Origin of the sequence: Pseudomonas sp. HMSC065H01 (genome assembly GCF_001815235.1) — a bacterium.
GTDB lineage: Bacteria > Pseudomonadota > Gammaproteobacteria > Pseudomonadales > Pseudomonadaceae > Pseudomonas > Pseudomonas aeruginosa.
In genome coordinates this window covers 222,853-239,311 of record NZ_KV819834.1, presented here as the reverse complement: position 1 = coordinate 239,311, position 16,459 = coordinate 222,853, and the positions used below count along the sequence as shown (strand labels likewise).

Sequence of the window (16,459 nt, the reverse complement as noted above, 5' to 3'; positions counted from 1 at the left end):
CCGGACACGGCGACGGGCTGTGCAATGGGATGGCCTGCCTTGCGGACCAGCACACAGAGCAGGCGCAGTCCGGGGCGTGGGTTTGGCGCAAGTAATTCGGAGACGACATGGTCAGCTTCCTCCTTATCTTGGCGAGCACGGCCCCAGGCGACAGCTTCAACCCGCAGGTCGGTCAGATAGGATTCTTCCGGTTGGGAGAGGTAGCCGGCGTCCATGAGACCATCGATCAGCATCAGGGCGCGGTCGAAGGGTTCGCTAGGGTGCTGTGCCGTTTGCAGCAAATAGCCTTCCAAGAAGGTCAGCAGCGCATGGATGGGGTTGCCTGACAGCATCAGAACTCCTCCTTTTCCATCAGCTGATGGGTGAAGAGCGCAACATTGACCATCACGTGCTTGCCGATCTTGTGCGCGGGGAGATAGCCCTTACGAATCCATCCACGGACTGTTTCGTGGTCTTCCCCCATGCCAATCCAGTTCGCGAAGTCCCGCCACGGCAACACCGGGGGCGCCGCGCGGAGGTCTTGAGCCTTGATTTCTTCCACTTCCATGGCCTTTGCTGCACTATGTTGGACAATGTTGGATAGTGGCTTGAGTCATTTTGACTTAAGCTGATACGAATCTTATTTGGCTTAAGTCAATTTGACTAGAGCTTATTTAGATGAATTAGTTATGATAAAGCAGCGCGTTATAGCCATCCTTGCGTGGTCGGACATTCGGCTGCCTAAGCTCGAAGAACTGACAGGGATCAGCCGCTACACATGGAGCAACCTTAAGAATCCGTCCAAGAGTCGGGAGATTAAGGAGGAAGAGATACTTGCCATCGCTAAGGTCTTTCCACAGTTCCGTTGGTGGCTACTCACTGGCGAGGTAATGCCTGATATCGGTCAGACCAGCCCCGACTACGAAGATGCCAACAGAAACTTGACCAGTCACAGCGCGGGATAGCAATTACAAAAGAAGTAGCTAGGCGTTGGTATGCCCGAGCTAAAGACAGGGAATGTTAAAGGCTAAACTCGCTAATAATTCGGAGCACCACTGATGGCAAAAAGAAACTCTACAAACATACCTAGAATTGAAGCTCTAAGAGTTGAAAATTATCGGGCTCTTCGGGAAGTTGTTCTGAATGATTTAACTCCGCTTACTGTACTATTGGGGCCTAATGGTAGCGGGAAATCTACTATATTCGATGTCTTCAACTTTCTATCTGAATGCTTTAAGTTTGGGCTTCGGTATGCTTGGGATCGCCGTGGGCGTGGGCGTGAGCTTAAGACCAGAGGGGCTGACGGACCAATTGTTTTTGACTTGAAATACAGAGAGGCTCCAAGATCGCCGTTAATTACCTATCACTTGGCTATTGATGAAGGGCCGCGTGGTCCCGAAGTAGTAGAAGAGTGGCTACAATGGCGTAGAGGAAGCTCCGGAAAGCCTTTTCGATTCTTAAATTTTGTCCGAGGCATTGGGGAGGCGGCGAGTGGTGACGCTCCTGATGAAACTGACGTGCGAGTTCAAACTAATCTCCGTTCAGCTGATCTCATCGCTGTTAATACATTAGGACAGTTTTCAGAGCATCCTAGGGTAGCAGCTCTACGTGAATTCATTACAGATTGGTATGTTTCATACCTTTCTATTGATCAGACTAGAAGCCAGCCAGAAGCCGGACCTCAAGAAAGGTTAAGTAAGGGGGGCGAAAACCTACCCAACGTAGTCCAGTATTTGAAGGAGCAACACCCAGAACGTTTAGAAGAGATTTTCTCAGTTCTTCAAGAGCGAATCCCACGGCTTGAAAGGGTTGAAGCAGATCCTATGCCTGATGGACGCCTCCTTCTTCAAATCAAAGATGCCCCCTTTGATCGTCCAGTTCTTTCTAAGTACGCATCTGATGGAACTTTAAAGATGCTGGCTTACTTGACGGTCCTATATGACCCTGAACCCCCTAAATTTATTGGCATTGAAGAGCCCGAAAACTTCCTTCATCCCCGTTTGCTTCCTGAACTAGCAGAGGAGTGTAGGGCATCTGCCGAGCGTTCGCAGCTATTGATTACTACTCACTCTCCATTCTTGCTAAACGCCATGAGACCAGAAGAGGTCAGAGTTTTGTATCGCGATGAGAATGGATTTACTCAAGTAATACGAGCTAGTGACCTACCTGGCGTTAAAGAATTTATAAAGCATGGTTCATCTCTTGGATATTTATGGATTGAAGGTATTTTAGGGGTCGGAGACCCTTTGACAAATCATGGAGCACCTAAAGTATCAAGAAAAAGGAAGCAAGATGCTTGAGAAGCTTATTGTCCTCGTTGAGGAATATTCAATGGAGGTTGCACTGGATTCAATATTGCCTAAGGTTATTGGTGATGTTGAGTTTCAGATTGTTAGGTTTCAATGTAAAGATGATTTGCTAAAGCAACTTCCTAAGATTCTCAAAGGCTACTCCGCTTGGATGCCAGACAACTGGAGGATTGTGGTTTTAGTTGATCGTGATGATGATGATTGTATCAGGCTTAAACAGCACCTGGAGAATGTAAGCGCACAAGCAGGTTTAGTTTCCAAGACGGCTGCCCCTCAAAATGGAACATTTAAAGTAGTTAATAGAATCGCAATTGAGGAGCTTGAAGCATGGTTTTTTGGTGATTGGAATGCAGTTAGAGCGGCTTACCCCAAGGTGCGAAGCAATGTTCCCAAAAAAGCCCCATATAGAAACCCTGACGCCATTTTGGGAGGGACTTGGGAGGCTATAGAAAGGGAACTAAAAGCCGCTGGATATTTTAAGGCCGGCTTGCGAAAAGTTGACTTTGCAAGACAAGTCGCAAAAGAGATGCAGCCAGAGATTAATACCTCTAGGAGTTTTCAAGTATTTTTAACCGCAGTAACCTAGGTAGTAGTAAAGTGAAATTGAAGTGGTGTCGAAAAAGTGTCGAAATCACTGGCTAACAATGGCCAGTAATGACCACATGATGAATCCCAACACACGCTCCCCACCCAGCATTGCCTAGCGTTGGCCAGTTATGGCCAACACCCCAAACGGCTCTGCACTTCTACGCACAAAGCGACGCCGACCCCAGCCCCTCCCGACGCCCGATGCTAGTCTTGCCCCATGACTCCCGACCTCGACCACCGCCTCGACCTCGCCGGGCAGATCCTCTGCCTGCTGCGCGAGCATCCCGAGGGGCTTTCCGAATACCAGTTGATCCAGCTGCTGAAGGCCCGCCATTCGACGCATATCCCCCATCGCGAACTGGCCGACAAGCTGGTGCTGTTCCGCACCCATTTCCTCCTGTTCAACGCGCTCTACCACCTGCGCGACCACCTCTGGGCCGAGCGCGAGGCGCACCTGGAGATCAGCCCGCTGAGCCTGCGCCTGCATCCTTACGTGGATGGCACGCAGGCGCTGGAACAGGGCGATCCGCTGCGCGACTACTACCTCGACCTGCGTCACCTGGGGGAGACCAGCGAGGCCGACGTCGAGCGGCTGCTGCAGAGTTTCTGGACGCGCATGCAGGGCAGCGAGGAGAAGGCCGCCGCCCTCGCCCTGTTCGAGCTGGAAGGCGCGGTCGACTATCCCGCCATCAAGCTGCGCTACCGGCAACTGGTCAGCCAGCACCATCCCGACCGCGGCGGCAGCACTGCGCGCCTGCAATCGATCAACAAGGCGATGGAAATACTGCAACGCTATTACAGCCGGCCGTGAAGCTTCGATTTGCTCTAACCCCGCGAGCGACGCGGGCTCGGGCCGTTCCTATACTGCGACATAAGGTCGCATAGGTCGGCCGAGCACCGGGTGGCGCTGTCCATGCGCGCCCGGCGCTTCGCTGGGGGGCGACCACATAAGAACGAGGAGGAAACGGCATGATCCATCATGTATGGGGGCTCTTCACCCATCCCGATCAGGAATGGCAGGAAATCCGTGGCGAAGAAGAAAGCATCAGCCACATGTACCTGACCCACATCCTGATCCTGGCTGCCATTCCGGCGATTTCCGCCTATATCGGCACGACCCAGGTCGGCTGGGTGGTCGGCGGCGGCGATCCGGTCAAGTTGACCCAGGCCAGCGCGTTGCAGATGACGGTCCTCACCTACCTGGCGATGCTCGCCGGGGTGGCGGTGATGGGCGCGTTCATCCACTGGATGGCGCGGACCTACGACGCCAACCCGAGCCTGACCCAGTGCATCGTGTTCGCCGCCTACAACGCCACGCCGCTGTTCATCGCCGGGCTGGCGGCGCTGTATCCGCACCTCTGGCTGGGAATGATCGTCGGGGTGGCGGCGATCAGCTACACGGTCTACCTGCTCTACGTGGGGATTCCCACCTTCATGAACATCCACAAGGACGAAGGCTTCCTGTTCTCCAGCTCGGTGCTGGCGGTGGGCCTGGTGGTGCTGGTGGCGATGATCGCCCTGTCGGTGATCCTCTGGGGCAGCGGGGTCGGCCCGGAATACACCAGCTGACGTCCAGCGAACGCATCGTACGACCGGGCCGCGGGCAACCGCCGCCCGGTTTTTTCTTGCCCGCCGCCGCGCTTGCCTGATCCTGCACCCCGGACGAGCGGTCGTCCCGACGCCTGCGCCCGCCCTCCTGTCTCCGGCATAATCGCCCGCTGCTGGAGTCTTCCCGAATGCCCGAACACCTCAACGCCCGCGTCGAGGCCTGCTATCGGCAGGCCGAACACTTCTTCCAACGCAGCTTCCCCCGCCCGACCGTCAGCTTCCGCCTGCGCGGCCAGAAAGCCGGGGTCGCCCATCTCGACGAGAACCTGCTGCGCTTCAATCCCCAGCTGTACCGCGAGAACCGCGAGCACTTCCTGGAACAGACCGTGGCCCACGAAGTCGCGCACCTGATCGCGCACCAGTTGTTCGGCCCACGCATCCGCCCCCACGGCGAGGAGTGGCAGTTGATCATGCGCGGCATCTACGGCCTGCCGCCGGACCGCTGCCACACCTACGCGGTCAAGCGCCGCGTCACCACCCGCTACCTGTACCGCTGCCATTGCCCGGAGCACAACGACTTCCCGTTCTCCCCGCAACGCCACACCCTGGTGGCCAAGGGGCGCCGCTACTACTGCCGGCGCTGCAAGGCGACCCTGGTGTTCACCGGCGAAGTGCTCCGCGAGTGATTCAGGCGATGGCCCCGGCCGCCTTCAGCTCGGCGATCCGTTCGGCGGAGTAGCCCAGGCCTTCGAGCACCGCCACGGTGTCGGCGCCGAGCGCCGCGCCGATGTGGCGAGGCGCCGGCAGGCCGGCGGAAAACTTGATCGGACAGGCCATCTGCGCCTGGCTGCCGCCGTCCGCCAGCGGCACCCGGGCGACCAGCCCGCGCGCCTGCAACTGCGGGTGTTCCAGCGCCTCGGAGAGCGGCAGCAGCGGCTCCACGCAGGCATCCAGGGCGGCGAACACCGCCTGCCATTCGGCGAAGTCGCGTTTCTCGAACTCCATCTCGATCTCGCGCTTCAGCGCCCGCTGCTCTTCCGGCTTCGGCGACAGGCCGCGGGCGGCCAGTTCCGGGCGGCCGATGGCGGCGCAGAACTGCTGCATGAACTGCGGTTCCAGGCTGCCTACCGAGAACCAGCGGCCATCGCGGGTGCGGTAGTAGTCGTAGAAGCTGCCGCCGTTCAGCGCCAGCGCCTCCATCTCCGGCTCGACCCCGGCCGCGAGATAGCCTGCACCGGCCATGCCGTTCAGGCTGAAGGCGCAGTCGGTCATGCTGATGTCGACGAACTGCCCCTCGCCGGTCTGCTGCCGGTGGATGACCGCCGCCAGCAGGCCCATCACGCCATGCAACGAACCGCCGGCGAGGTCCGCCAGTTGCACCCCCAGCGGCAACGGGCCACGCTCGCGGCGCCCGGTGTAGCTGGCGACGCCGGCCAGCGCCAGGTAGTTGATGTCATGCCCGGCGCGCTCGCGGTACGGCCCGGTCTGGCCGTAGCCGGTGATGGCCACGTAGATCAGCCGCGGGTTCGCCGCCTTCAGCGCCTCGTAGCCGACGCCGAGCTTGTCCATCACCCCCGGACGGAACTGTTCGAGGACGATGTCGTATTCGCGTACCAGCTCCAGCACCACCTCGCGCGCGCCCTGCCGCTTCAGGTCGAGGCCGATGGAACGCTTGTTGCGGTTCAGGTAGGCATGGCTGGCCGAGGTGCCGTCGACGTGCGGCGGCAGCACCCGCACCAGGTCCATGCGCCCGGGCGACTCCACGCGCAGCACGTCCGCCCCCATGTCGGCCAGCAGCAGCGAGGCGAACGGCCCCGGCAACAGGGTCGAGAAATCCAGCACTTTCAACGATGACAACGGGCCTTTCATGCTCCCTCCTCTGGGTCGCCGGGCATTGGTCGGGATCGCCTGCCGAGCAGCCTATCCACCCGCCGCGCGGCGCGACATGGCCGTGGCGTCAGAGCTTCATGCCGCGGCTGATGATCTCTTTCATGATCTCCGAGGTACCGGCGAAGATCCGCTGGATGCGGGCGTTGGCGTACATCCTGCAGATCGGATACTCCCACATGTAGCCCCAGCCGCCATGCAGTTGCACGCCTTCGTCGACCACCTTGCCCAGCAGCTCGGTGGTGAACAGCTTGGCTTCGGCGGCGACCTCGGGGGACAGCTTCTTCTGGTTGTGGTCCATCACGCAGCGGTCGGTGAAGACCTGCGCCACGTCGATCTGGGTACGCATTTCGGCGAGCTTGAAGCGGGTGTTCTGGAAGTGCGCCACCGGCCGGCCGAAGGCCTGGCGCTCCTTCACGTAGTCGATGGTCGCCTGCAACGCCGCCTCGGCCCCGGCCACCGCGCCGCAGGCGTTGGTCAGGCGCTCCTGGGCGAGCATGTTCATCAGGTAGAAGAAGCCGCCCTTGGCGTCGCCCAGCAGGTTTTCCTTCGGCACCCGCACATTGTTGAAGAACAGCTCGGCGGTGTCCTGGCTCTTCATGCCGAGCTTCTTCAGGTTGCGCCCGCGCTCGAAGCCTTGCATGCCGCGCTCCACCAGGAACAGGCCCATGGCGTGCTTGTTCGCCGGATCGGTCTTCGCCGCGACGATCACCAGGTCGGCCAGGAGGCCGTTGGAGATGAACACCTTGGAGCCGTTCAGCAGCCAGTGGTCACCCTTGTCCACCGCGGTGCTGCGCATGCCGGCCAGGTCGGAGCCGGCGGACGGCTCGGTCATGGCCACGGCGAGGATGGTCTCGCCACGGACGATCCCCGGCAACAGGCGGGCCTTCTGCTCGGCGCTACCGTATTCGGCGATGTACGGCCCGCACAACGCCGAGTGCAGCGGGATCATGAAGCCCGGTTCGTTGATCCGCGCCAGCTCCTCGCACATGATCTGCTCGTAGCGGAAGTCCTTGAGCCCGGCGCCACCGTACTCCTCGTCCGCCCAGGGCAGCAGGAAGCCCATCTCCCCCGCCTTCCTCCAGACAGCGCGGTCGACCACCCCGGCCTCTTCCCAGGCATCCTGGTGCGGTACCACCTCTTTGTCGAGAAAGGCGCGGAAGGCATCGCGGAACAGGTTGTGTTCGGTCTCGAAGATCTGCCGTTGCATGTACGGGGACTCCCTGCGGTCAGTGGTTCCGCAGGGTAGGCGGCGCCAGCCGGCGCCCTCAATGACGCGAGCGCTCAGGCTCGGTTGACCGAATCGGTCAGCTACCAGTCCATGCTCGCCGGCTGCACGCCCGGGTGGGACGGGAACAACGGCAGCACCTCCTCGGCCAGTTCCTGGATGACTTCCGCTGCCGGCCTGGCGGAGAACTGGATGCCCAGGGCGGCATGGTTGACGCCCGCCGCGCGCCATTCGCCGAGCAGCTCGATCAGGCCGTTGCGCCCGGTGCGCAGGACGTAGCCGCCGTGCAACGGCGTACGCGGATACGCCGGGTCGTCCACCAGGTCCAGCCATTCGTTGGTCATGTGCGGGCGGAACCCGCCGTCCGCGATGGACATCCTCCAGGCGCGGATCTTCCGGGCCAGGCGACGTGGTCCGGACGCATCGACAGTCGACTCCGGATAGGTCAGCCAGCCATCCGCCTGGCGTGCCAGCCAGTCCGCCGGCTGCCGCGCGGAGCCGGTGACGACCAGCGGGATGGCGCCGGCCGGCGGACGCGGCAACAGTTCGGCGTCGTCCAGCGTACCGAGCGGCGAGGCGACGTGCCGGCAGCCGTGCAGCAGTTGGCGCAGGTAGTCCAGGCCCTGGGCGAACCGCTCGCCGCGCTGCGCATGCTCCAACCCGTAGGCGGGGAACTCCACCGGCCGGTCGCCGGAGGCGAGGCCCAGCACCAGGCGTCCGCCGGACAACCGGTCGACGCTCGCCGCGGCCTTGGCCAGGTCGACCGGTTGGCGCAGGGCAAGCACCGCGCTGCCGGTGGCCAGGGCGATACGGCGGGTCCGCGCGGCCAGATAGCCAAGGTAGGTGAACGGGTCGAACACTTGTCCGGCATCGCCGAAGCGTGGGTCGAACAGCGGTACGTCGCGTACCCAGACGGCGGCGAATCCCAGTCGATCGATTTCTTCGACCAGCCGCGCCTGGCCCAGCAGCACCCGCATGTCGCCCTGGTAGAAACGCAACGGCAGGAACAGGCCCAGGGTCAGCGCGTCTGCGGCGAACATGCGCCGATAGCCAGGGTGCCCGACGAAGGCCGGCGCCGAGGCGCCTTGCAGCAGGGCGCTCATGGACCCACCGCCGGTTCCGGCAGGAGGATCCCGCGCTGCACCGCAGGCCGCAGGGCCATGCGCCGGTGCCAGTCGTCCAGGTGGCGATAATGGCTGAAGTCGAAGTCGACGATCCGCGCCGTATGGGTCCAGCCGAAGGTGGCGATATCGGCGATGGAGTATTGCTCACCGGCCAGCCAGGACCGTCCGGCCAGGCGCTGGTCGAGGGTGGCGAAAACCTCCTCGGAGAGCCGCCGATAGCGTTCGATGGCCGGCGGGTACCGCTCTTCGGCGAATATCTCGAAATGCACGCGCTGGCCGAGGATGGGCCCCATGCTGGAAGCATGGAAAGTCAGCCAGGTCAGGGCCTCCCAGCGTTCCCGGGGGGCGTCGGGAAGCAACCGCCCGCTGGTCTCCGCCAGGTACTGCAGGATCGCCGCCGACTCGAACAGGGTGATGCCGGCGGCCCGGTCTACCAGCACCGGTATCCGGCCATGTGGATTCAGGCGCAGGAATTCCGGGCGGCGTTGCTCGCCATGGTCGATGCGAACGTGGTGCAGTGCGTAGGGCAGCCCCAGTTCCTCGAGGGCGATGGTGATCTTGAATCCGTTGGGTGAACTGTCGCTGTAGAGCTGGAGGGAAGGCATGGCAAGTATCCTTGCAGCGCTGGACTATCCGGCGCCTGGGCGATGGGGCGGCGCCGACCGGGGAAACCGCCTCGGCCGCTTCCCGCACACCGAAGAAAGCAGCTAGGCTAAAGTCTCTCGTTTCGCCACACATGCTGAAGCCCAGGCCGGCGGATGAAAAACGATCCTTTCTACAACCTGTTTATAGAAAAACTGAATTCATGGGTGCCGTCCTCCCGCTTCTCGCGCTACGCGCTTTCGTCGAAACCGCCCGCCATGGCAATCTCACCCGCGCGGCCGCGGCCATGGGCGTCACTCCCGGCGCGGTAAGCCAGCAGCTCAGGGCTCTGCAGGCGCGCACCGGCGTCGTCCTGTTCCAGCGCTTCAGCCATGGCATGCGCCTGACGCCGGAGGGCGAGCAGGTCTATCCCGGCCTCCGCCAGGCCTTCGAGCAGATCACCGCGAGCCTTGCCCAGCTGGAGGCGATCAATGCCCGCCAGACCCTCACGGTCAGCACCGAGCCCTCCTTCGCCGCCACCTGGCTGGTGCCGCGCCTCGGTCAATTCAGCGCGTCGCACCCGCAGGTGGAAGTCCGCGTGGAGGCTACGGCACTGCTCGCCGACCTGCGCCGGGAACGAATCGACGTCGCCATCCGCCACGGGCTCGGCGACTACCCCGGACTCGACGTGCAGGCACTGATGGCCCCGCCGCTGATCCCGGTGGCCAGCCCGCGCCTGCTGGCGGAAGGTCCTGAGATCCGCGAAGCGATCGATTGCCTGGCCTACCCACTGTTGCAGGAGTCGGAGCGCAATGACTGGCGCCTGTGGCTGCGGGCGATGGGGGTGGAGGACGACCCGCGCAGCGAGAGAGGTCCGGCTTTCGCCGACGACCTGCTGCTGGTTCGCGCCGCCGAGGCCGGCCAGGGTATCGCGCTGGTACGGGAGATCCATGCCCGCGCCGAGATCGCCAGCGGCCGCCTGGCGGTCGCCCTCGAGCGGCCCTGGCCGAGCCGCTTCGCCTATTACGCGGTGAGCCTGCCAGGAGCGGCGCAACGAGCGCCCCTCTCGCTGTTCCTCGCCTGGCTGCGCGAGCAGGCCGCCGCCGAGGCATAAAAAAACCCGCCACGAGGGCGGGTTCGAAGGGCGGCAGGGAGCTCTTCACTTCCCCCTGCCGAACAGGTTTGAGCTTAGACCGCTTCGCGGCCGCCCACCGGAATATCGCTGGCAGGCGACGAAGCGTTGCCCTCGCCGGCCAGTTCGCGCTGCAAGGTGCCCTCGTCGAGCTGCTTGCACCACTTGGAAACCACTACCGTGGCCACGCCGTTGCCGACCAGGTTGGTCAGCGCGCGGGCTTCGGACATGAAGCGGTCGATGCCGAGGATCAGCGCCAAGCCGGCGACCGGCAGGTGGCCGACGGCGGAAAGGGTCGCGGCGAGCACGATGAAGCCGCTGCCGGTGACGCCGGCGGCGCCCTTGGAAGCGATCAGCAGCACCAGCAGCAGGGTGATCTGGTGGGTGATGTCCATCGGCGTATCGGTGGCCTGGGCGATGAACACCGCGGCCATGGTCAGGTAGATCGAGGTGCCGTCGAGGTTGAAGGAGTAACCGGTGGGAATCACCAGGCCGACCACCGACTTGTTGCAGCCGAGCTTCTCCATCTTGTCGATCATCCGCGGCAGAGCCGACTCGGAAGACGAGGTGCCCAGCACGATCAGCAGTTCCTCGCGGATGTACCTGATGAAGCGCAGGATGCTGAAGCCGTGGGCGCGGGCGATGCCGCCGAGGACGATGAGCACGAACAGGATGCAGGTGATGTAGAAGCACAGCATCAGCTGGCCGAGCTGCACCAGCGAACCCACACCGTAGGCGCCGATGGTGAAGGCCATGGCGCCGAACGCGCCGATCGGGGCGACCTTCATGATCACGTTGATGATGTTGAACATCACGTGGGAGACACGCTCGATGAACTCGAACACCGGCTTGCCGTAGCTGCCCAGGCGATGCAGGGCGTAGCCGAAGAGCACGGAGAAGAACAGGACCTGGAGGATGTCGCCGTTGGCGAACGCGCCGACCACGGTGCCGGGGATCACGTTCATCAGGAAGTCGACGGTGCTCTGCTTCTCGCCGGCAGCGGCGTAGGCAGCGATCTTGCTGGTGTCGAGGGTGTTCGGGTCGACGTGCATGCCGGCGCCCGGCTGGACCACGTTGACCACTACCAGGCCGATGATCAGGGCCACGGTGGAGACGACCTCGAAGTACAGCAGCGCCATGCCGCCGGTCTTGCCGACCGACTTCATGCTCTGCATGCCGGCGATGCCGGTGACCACGGTGCAGAAGATGATCGGCGCGATGGCCATCTTGATCAGCTTGACGAAGCCGTCGCCGAACGGCTTCATCGCCACCGCCGTTTCCGGGTACCAGTGGCCGAGCGCGATACCGATGGCGATGGCGACCAGAACCTGCACGTACAGGCTCTTGTAGAAGGGTTGTTTGGTCATGGGCAGAGTCCTCACGGGGGCGCTTCGCCAGTTCCCTGGAACGCGCTCACCGGTAGCGTTACCCCCCTTGCTGGGGAGATTTTTTGTCGTGAACCGCCGCGGCGGAACCTTGCCCAGGCATTGCAGAGGCTGTGCCAGGATGCTCTTTCTATAAATAAAATCCTTATATATCAACAAGTTAAATAAAAAATGAAAATTGCATAGCGGGCTAAGCGTGGCGGATTACCGCCCGGCGGGCCGGCTGTGCCGCGCGAGCATGGCGGGAGTCCGCCACCACCCTTGTCGTCTTCCGGGTGGCGCCCTACCATCGCCGTTCCAACAACAAGGACGCCGCCATGCGTGAGCGCACCATCGCCAGCCATTTCGTCCGCGCCGCGTTGCGCGGGGCCACGCGCCAAGGCCTGGACGGCCCCGCCCTGCTGCGTCGCGCCGGCATCCAGCCGGCCCTGCTGGACGAACCGCGGGCACGCATCGCGCCGGAGCAGTTCACCCGCCTGATGCAGTTGCTCTGGGAAGTGCTGGACGACGAATACATGGGCTTCGGCGAAGTCCGCAGCAAGCGCGGCACCTTCGCCATGATGTGCCACACCCTGATTCATTGCCGGACCCTGGAAAAGGCCCTGCAGCGCGGCGAACTGTTCTACGGCCTGTTCCCCCAGGCGCCGCTGATCCACCTGCGGCGCGAAGGCGACCTGGTGCGCCTGAGCCTCGAGGAACGCCACCTGTCGGACCCGGATCACTTTCTCGCCGAAAGCCTGCTGGTGATCTGGCACCGCCTCGCCAGTTGGCTGATCGGCCAGCGCATCCGCCTGGAGGAAGCCACCTTCAGCTACCCGGCGCCGGACCACCAGGCCGAGTACGACCTGCTGTTTCCCTGCCCCCGGCGGTTTTCCGCCGGCTGCACCAGCCTGCTGTTCGCCGCCCGCTACCTGGGCATGCCGCTGCTGCAGGACGAACGCACCCTCAAGCAGTTCCTCCAGCACTCTCCCGCCGACCTGCTGGCGCGCCCGGACGGCGGCGACAGCCTGACCAGCCAGATCCGCCGCCTGCTCGGCCGCGACTGCCGGCGCTGGCCGGACCTCGACCAGGTCGCCCGCCAGTTGCACATGAGTTCGCAGACCCTGCGACGCCACCTGCGCGAGGAAGGCGGCAGCTTCCAGCAACTCAAGGACCACCTGCGCCGCGACCTGGCGATCTACCACCTGGGTCGGGACGAGCTGTCGATCCAGGACATCGCCGAGCAGCTCGGCTTTTCCGAGCCCTCGGCCTTCCATCGCGCGTTCAAGAAGTGGACCGGCCTCACCCCCGGCGCGTACCGGCACCAGGCGGAAGCCTGAAGCTCAGCCCAGCTCCTGGCGACGAAGCCCGCTGCGCAGTTGGTCGAGCACCGTGGCGAACGGCTGCGGCCGCCCGACCGCGTAGCCCTGGGCGAAATCCACCCCGAGGCGCGCCAGGTGATCTAGGATTTCCCGGCTCTCGACGAACTCGGCCACGGTCACCGCGCCCAGGCGGTGGGCGATCTGGTTGATGGAGTCGACGATGGCCTGGTCCACTGGGCTCTTGTCCAGGTTGCGGACGAAGCTGCCGTCGATCTTGATCACGTCGACGACGAAATTCTTCAGGTAATTGAAGGAACTCAGGCCGGAGCCGAAGTCGTCCAGCGCCACCTTGCAGCCGAGGTCGCGCAGCTTGGCGACGATCCGCGAAGCCACCGACAACTGGTTCATCAACGCCGTCTCGGTCAGCTCGAAGTACAGGCGCTCCGGCCTCAGCGGCGAGTGTTCGATGCGATCCAGCAGGTAAGGCAGGAACAGCGGGTCGTTGAGCGAGTTGCCGGACAGGTTGATGCCGATGCTCAGGCCCTCCACCGCGGCGATCCGCGCGCCGAAGTTGATCAGCGCCTCGTTGATCACCCAGCGGTCGATGCTGGCCATCAGGTTGAAGCGCTCGGCGGCCGGGATGAAGGCGCCCGGCGGAGTCATCTGGCCATCCGGATCGTACAGTCGCAGCAGCAGCTCGTAGTGCCGGTCGCCGTCGCGGCGGGGGCCGACCGGGACGATCTCCTGCGCCTGCAACTGGAAGCGGTCGTTCTCCAGGGCCTCGCGCAGCCCGCTGGCGAGGAGTATGTCGCGGTGCTGGCGCTCCACTTCCTCATGGCCGAACTGGTACACCGAAACCCGGTTGCGCCCGGCATGCTTGGCCGCGTAGCAGGCCACGTCTGCCTGGCTCATCAGTTCGCTGGTGCTGCGCGAGGTGGCGGTAAGGGCGGTGATGCCGATGCTCGCGCCCACGTCGTAGAGCCGCCCTTCCCAGGGGAAGCGCACCGAGCAGATCTGCTCGATGAGCTTGCTCGCCACCTGCTCCGCCTCCGCCAGGTCGCAATCGAACAGCAGCAGGCCGAACTCATCGCCGCCCAGCCGCGCCAGGGTGTCGGAGGCGCGGGTGCGGTCGGCGAGAATCCGGCTCAGCTCGCGCAGCAGCATGTCGCCCGCCGCGTGCCCGGCGGAATCGTTGACCACCTTGAAGCGGTCGAGGTCGATGAAGCACAGCGCATGCTGGGTCGCCCGCTCCTGGGCGTTGGCCAGGGCGCGTTGCAGCTCCTCCTCGAACTTGGTGCGGTTGAACAGCCCGGTGAGGGCATCGTGGGAGGCGTGATAGCTCAGCTCGCGCTGCATCGCCCGGGCCTTGGTGACGTTCTGGAACACCAGCACGGTGCCGATGATCTCGCCATCGCGGGTGCGCACCGGCGCCGCGCAATTCTGGATATCGTGCTGCTCGCCCTTGCGGCTGATCAGCGTGGCGCCGTCCTCCAGGTAGAACACCCGGGTGTTCTGCAGGCAGCGTCGCACCGGGCTTTCCAGGGCCTCGCCGGTGTCGCTGTCGAGCACGTTGAAGACCAGTTCGTGGGGCGCGCCGATGGCGTCCTGCAGGGTCCAGCCGGTCATCGCCTCGGCCACCGGGTTCATGAAGGTCACGCGGCCGCCGGCGTCGGTGGTCAACACGGCATCGCCGATGGAATACAGGGTCACCTGCAGGCGTTCCTTTTCCTCGTGCAGGGTTTCCGCCAGGGTGCGGATCTCGGTGATGTCGCTGTTGATGCCGATCATCCGCACCGGACGGTTGTCCTCGTCGCGCGTCAGCGTGGCGATCGCCCGCAGGTGGCGAACCTCGCGGTTGGGGCGGACGATACGGAACTCGCAGTCGAATTTCTGCAACCCGCTGACGGCGCGCTCCAGCTCGCGCAGCACGCGGTCGTGATCCTCGGCATGCAGGCTCGCCTTCCACTGCTCCACCGTGGTCTCCCCCGGACCGCTGCGGATGCCGTACAGGTCGAACATGCGGAAATCCCAGTGCAGGCGGTTGCGCGCCAGGTCCCACTCCCAGATGCCGATCTGCCCGGCGTCGGTGGCCAGCTTGATCCGTTCGGCGAGGCGCTCGCGCTCCAGCTCGGCACGCTTGCGACTGTCGATATCCTCCACCTGGGTGACGAAGTACTGGGCGACTCCCTCCTCGTCGCGCACCAGCGACACGCTGATGCGCGCCCAGAAGGTTTCGCCGTCCTGGCGCAGGTAGCGCTTCTCCATCTGGTAGGAGTTGATACGCCCGGCGAGCAGGTCGCGCACCAGGTCGAGGTCCAGTTCCAGGTCGTCCACATAGGTGATCTCCTGGAACGACAGCTCGCCCAGGCGTTCGGCGGAATAGCCGAGCATCCGGCACAGCGCCTCGTTGACCTTGAACAGCCGCCCCTCCAGCGACACCAGGGCCATGCCGATCGCCGAGAATTCCATGGCGCCGCGGAACTGCGCCTCGCCGATGGCCACCTGATGCTGCTCGCGGCGGCTGCGCTCCATGATCACCGAGACCAGGAAGGCGGGAATGAGGGTCAAGGCCATCGGCAGGTACAGCAGCGGCTCGCCGAAACGCTGCTGGGACGACTCGGGGAGGAACACGCCGAGGGCGATCAGCACGGCGATGAAACAGGTGTTCAGGCAACCGATCAGCGCGGTACCGAACACGCTGGTGCTGGCGGCGGCCACCAGCAGCGGCAGGAGCACGTAGATGAAGGCGTAGGGCAGGCGAGTCAGGGCCACGAAGCTGATCACCAGGGTCACCAGCAGGAGCATCGCGTTGTCCACTCCCGCCCGCCCCGACAGAGCGTGACGCCAGGCCGCCAGGTTGCTGGCCATGCACAATGGCAGCAGCGCGAGCATGCCCATCGCATCGCCCACGTACCAGCGCGCCCACATTTCCGGGAAACGCCCCATGCCGAAGACGCTGACCAGCACCGCGCCCACCGAGGCGCCGAGCAAGGGCGGGATCAGCGCGCCGGCCCAGAGCACGCGAACCGCCGAATGCAGGTTGAATTCGAAGTCCTCGCGCACCCGGTTGATGCGTAACAGCATCGCGGCGAAGATCGCTTCGCTCAGGTTGGCCGGCAGGAACGCCGCGCTCATCCACAGGCTGTCGCCATACAGGCGGTTGGCCGCCAGGTTGGCCACGGCGGAGCAGAGCAGGATCGCCGGCCACTGGCGCAGCGGCGCGCGCAGCAGGGCGGCGGTGAGGATCGCGTTGGGCAGCCAGATCGCAGCGATGGTGGAGGGCTGGCGCGACAGGTAGATGCAGGCCAGGGCGGCGAGAAAGAACAGCACACCGGCCTGGATGCCCGCCCACAAGCCCCTGTCGTCGGTTTTGCCACTGAACATCCGCTCGAATCC

16 protein-coding genes are annotated in these 16,459 nt (G+C 63.5%); 8 read left to right on the top strand and 8 right to left on the bottom strand.

What is annotated here, in order from left to right; all coding sequences use genetic code 11:
* A partial coding sequence (locus HMPREF3014_RS34595; RefSeq protein ID WP_168171856.1) for a lysogeny maintenance protein PflM occupies positions 1–109 on the bottom strand: 109 nt, incomplete at its 3' end.
* Between HMPREF3014_RS34595 and HMPREF3014_RS03220 the strand changes: the two genes are divergently transcribed.
* Complete coding sequence (locus HMPREF3014_RS03220) at positions 108–326, top strand: hypothetical protein (protein ID WP_033871697.1); 219 nt, start codon at positions 108–110, stop codon at positions 324–326. The two genes, HMPREF3014_RS34595 and HMPREF3014_RS03220, sit on opposite strands and share 2 nt — an antisense overlap.
* 5 nt (positions 327–331) lie before the next feature.
* On the opposite strand, the gene HMPREF3014_RS03215 is transcribed toward HMPREF3014_RS03220, so the two are convergent.
* Positions 332–547 (bottom strand): MerR family transcriptional regulator, encoded by a 216-nt coding sequence (locus HMPREF3014_RS03215; protein WP_022581007.1) that lies wholly within the window; start codon positions 545–547, stop codon positions 332–334.
* A 490-nt stretch (positions 548–1,037) separates the two neighbouring features.
* Here HMPREF3014_RS03215 and HMPREF3014_RS32990 point away from each other — a divergent pair, with 490 nt between their 5' ends.
* From HMPREF3014_RS32990 to HMPREF3014_RS03195, 5 genes are all read left to right on the top strand, one after another.
* On the top strand, positions 1,038–2,279 hold the full coding sequence (locus HMPREF3014_RS32990) for an AAA family ATPase (RefSeq protein WP_023087665.1): 1,242 nt from the start codon (positions 1,038–1,040) through the stop codon (positions 2,277–2,279).
* Positions 2,272–2,874, top strand: coding sequence for a DUF4276 family protein (locus HMPREF3014_RS32985; protein WP_071535060.1), 603 nt, complete (start codon positions 2,272–2,274; stop codon positions 2,872–2,874). The genes HMPREF3014_RS32990 and HMPREF3014_RS32985 overlap by 8 nt, the downstream gene beginning before the upstream one ends.
* Before the next feature lie 219 nt (positions 2,875–3,093).
* On the top strand, positions 3,094–3,687 hold the full coding sequence (locus HMPREF3014_RS03205; protein ID WP_003082458.1) for a DNA-J related domain-containing protein: 594 nt from the start codon (positions 3,094–3,096) through the stop codon (positions 3,685–3,687).
* 158 nt (positions 3,688–3,845) lie between these two features.
* Positions 3,846–4,445 carry a Yip1 family protein gene (locus tag HMPREF3014_RS03200; protein WP_003082455.1) on the top strand — a complete coding sequence of 200 codons (600 nt, stop codon included), beginning with the start codon at positions 3,846–3,848 and terminating at the stop codon, positions 4,443–4,445.
* 167 nt (positions 4,446–4,612) lie between these two features.
* A complete protein-coding gene (locus tag HMPREF3014_RS03195; RefSeq protein WP_003116346.1) occupies positions 4,613–5,110 on the top strand; it encodes a SprT family zinc-dependent metalloprotease in 498 nt (165 codons plus the stop codon).
* Position 5,111: 1 nt separating this feature from the next.
* On the opposite strand, the gene HMPREF3014_RS03190 is transcribed toward HMPREF3014_RS03195, so the two are convergent.
* From HMPREF3014_RS03190 to HMPREF3014_RS03175, 4 genes are all read right to left on the bottom strand, one after another.
* A complete protein-coding gene (locus HMPREF3014_RS03190) occupies positions 5,112–6,293 on the bottom strand; it encodes a CaiB/BaiF CoA transferase family protein (RefSeq protein ID WP_003082450.1) in 1,182 nt (393 codons plus the stop codon).
* A gap of 88 nt (positions 6,294–6,381) precedes the next feature.
* A complete protein-coding gene (locus tag HMPREF3014_RS03185) occupies positions 6,382–7,521 on the bottom strand; it encodes an acyl-CoA dehydrogenase family protein (RefSeq protein WP_003082447.1) in 1,140 nt (379 codons plus the stop codon).
* Between the two features lie 101 nt (positions 7,522–7,622).
* Positions 7,623–8,642, bottom strand: coding sequence for an LLM class oxidoreductase (locus tag HMPREF3014_RS03180; RefSeq protein WP_003145421.1), 1,020 nt, complete (start codon positions 8,640–8,642; stop codon positions 7,623–7,625).
* Positions 8,639–9,268, bottom strand: coding sequence for a glutathione S-transferase family protein (locus HMPREF3014_RS03175; protein ID WP_003082444.1), 630 nt, complete (start codon positions 9,266–9,268; stop codon positions 8,639–8,641). Before HMPREF3014_RS03175 ends, HMPREF3014_RS03180 begins: the two co-directional genes overlap by 4 nt.
* Before the next feature lie 200 nt (positions 9,269–9,468).
* Here HMPREF3014_RS03175 and HMPREF3014_RS03170 point away from each other — a divergent pair, with 200 nt between their 5' ends.
* Complete coding sequence (locus HMPREF3014_RS03170; RefSeq protein ID WP_003109209.1) at positions 9,469–10,359, top strand: LysR substrate-binding domain-containing protein; 891 nt, start codon at positions 9,469–9,471, stop codon at positions 10,357–10,359.
* Positions 10,360–10,433: 74 nt separating this feature from the next.
* Here the strand turns inward: HMPREF3014_RS03170 and dctA are convergent, their stop codons facing one another.
* Entirely contained in the window at positions 10,434–11,744 is a 1,311-nt protein-coding gene (gene dctA / locus HMPREF3014_RS03165) for a C4-dicarboxylate transporter DctC (protein WP_003082442.1), read from the bottom strand.
* Positions 11,745–12,079: 335 nt separating this feature from the next.
* On the opposite strand from dctA, the gene HMPREF3014_RS03160 reads away from it, so the two are divergent.
* The gene (locus tag HMPREF3014_RS03160; protein WP_003133812.1) at positions 12,080–13,081 is read left to right on the top strand and encodes an AraC family transcriptional regulator; all 1,002 of its coding nucleotides are present in this window, start codon (positions 12,080–12,082) and stop codon (positions 13,079–13,081) included.
* A 3-nt stretch (positions 13,082–13,084) separates the two neighbouring features.
* Here the strand turns inward: HMPREF3014_RS03160 and HMPREF3014_RS03155 are convergent, their stop codons facing one another.
* Complete coding sequence (locus tag HMPREF3014_RS03155; RefSeq protein ID WP_023087667.1) at positions 13,085–16,447, bottom strand: diguanylate cyclase; 3,363 nt, start codon at positions 16,445–16,447, stop codon at positions 13,085–13,087.
* Between the last annotated feature and the right edge of the window lie 12 nt (positions 16,448–16,459).

What these genes read in the sequence shown, in the direction of transcription:
- HMPREF3014_RS32985 (WP_071535060.1), top strand. Translation starts at nt 2,272, where the DNA reads ATGCTTGAGAAGCTTATTGTCCTCGTTGAGGAATATTCAATGGAGGTT.
- HMPREF3014_RS03180 (WP_003145421.1), bottom strand. Translation starts at nt 8,642, where the DNA reads ATGAGCGCCCTGCTGCAAGGCGCCTCGGCGCCGGCCTTCGTCGGGCAC.
- HMPREF3014_RS03185 (WP_003082447.1), bottom strand. Translation starts at nt 7,521, where the DNA reads ATGCAACGGCAGATCTTCGAGACCGAACACAACCTGTTCCGCGATGCC.
- HMPREF3014_RS03160 (WP_003133812.1), top strand. Translation starts at nt 12,080, where the DNA reads ATGCGTGAGCGCACCATCGCCAGCCATTTCGTCCGCGCCGCGTTGCGC.
- HMPREF3014_RS03200 (WP_003082455.1), top strand. Translation starts at nt 3,846, where the DNA reads ATGATCCATCATGTATGGGGGCTCTTCACCCATCCCGATCAGGAATGG.
- dctA (WP_003082442.1), bottom strand. Translation starts at nt 11,744, where the DNA reads ATGACCAAACAACCCTTCTACAAGAGCCTGTACGTGCAGGTTCTGGTC.
- HMPREF3014_RS03215 (WP_022581007.1), bottom strand. Translation starts at nt 547, where the DNA reads ATGGAAGTGGAAGAAATCAAGGCTCAAGACCTCCGCGCGGCGCCCCCG.
- HMPREF3014_RS32990 (WP_023087665.1), top strand. Translation starts at nt 1,038, where the DNA reads ATGGCAAAAAGAAACTCTACAAACATACCTAGAATTGAAGCTCTAAGA.
- HMPREF3014_RS03190 (WP_003082450.1), bottom strand. Translation starts at nt 6,293, where the DNA reads ATGAAAGGCCCGTTGTCATCGTTGAAAGTGCTGGATTTCTCGACCCTG.
- HMPREF3014_RS03220 (WP_033871697.1), top strand. Translation starts at nt 108, where the DNA reads ATGGTCAGCTTCCTCCTTATCTTGGCGAGCACGGCCCCAGGCGACAGC.
- HMPREF3014_RS03175 (WP_003082444.1), bottom strand. Translation starts at nt 9,268, where the DNA reads ATGCCTTCCCTCCAGCTCTACAGCGACAGTTCACCCAACGGATTCAAG.
- HMPREF3014_RS03205 (WP_003082458.1), top strand. Translation starts at nt 3,094, where the DNA reads ATGACTCCCGACCTCGACCACCGCCTCGACCTCGCCGGGCAGATCCTC.
- HMPREF3014_RS03195 (WP_003116346.1), top strand. Translation starts at nt 4,613, where the DNA reads ATGCCCGAACACCTCAACGCCCGCGTCGAGGCCTGCTATCGGCAGGCC.
- HMPREF3014_RS03155 (WP_023087667.1), bottom strand. Translation starts at nt 16,447, where the DNA reads ATGTTCAGTGGCAAAACCGACGACAGGGGCTTGTGGGCGGGCATCCAG.
- HMPREF3014_RS03170 (WP_003109209.1), top strand. Translation starts at nt 9,469, where the DNA reads ATGGGTGCCGTCCTCCCGCTTCTCGCGCTACGCGCTTTCGTCGAAACC.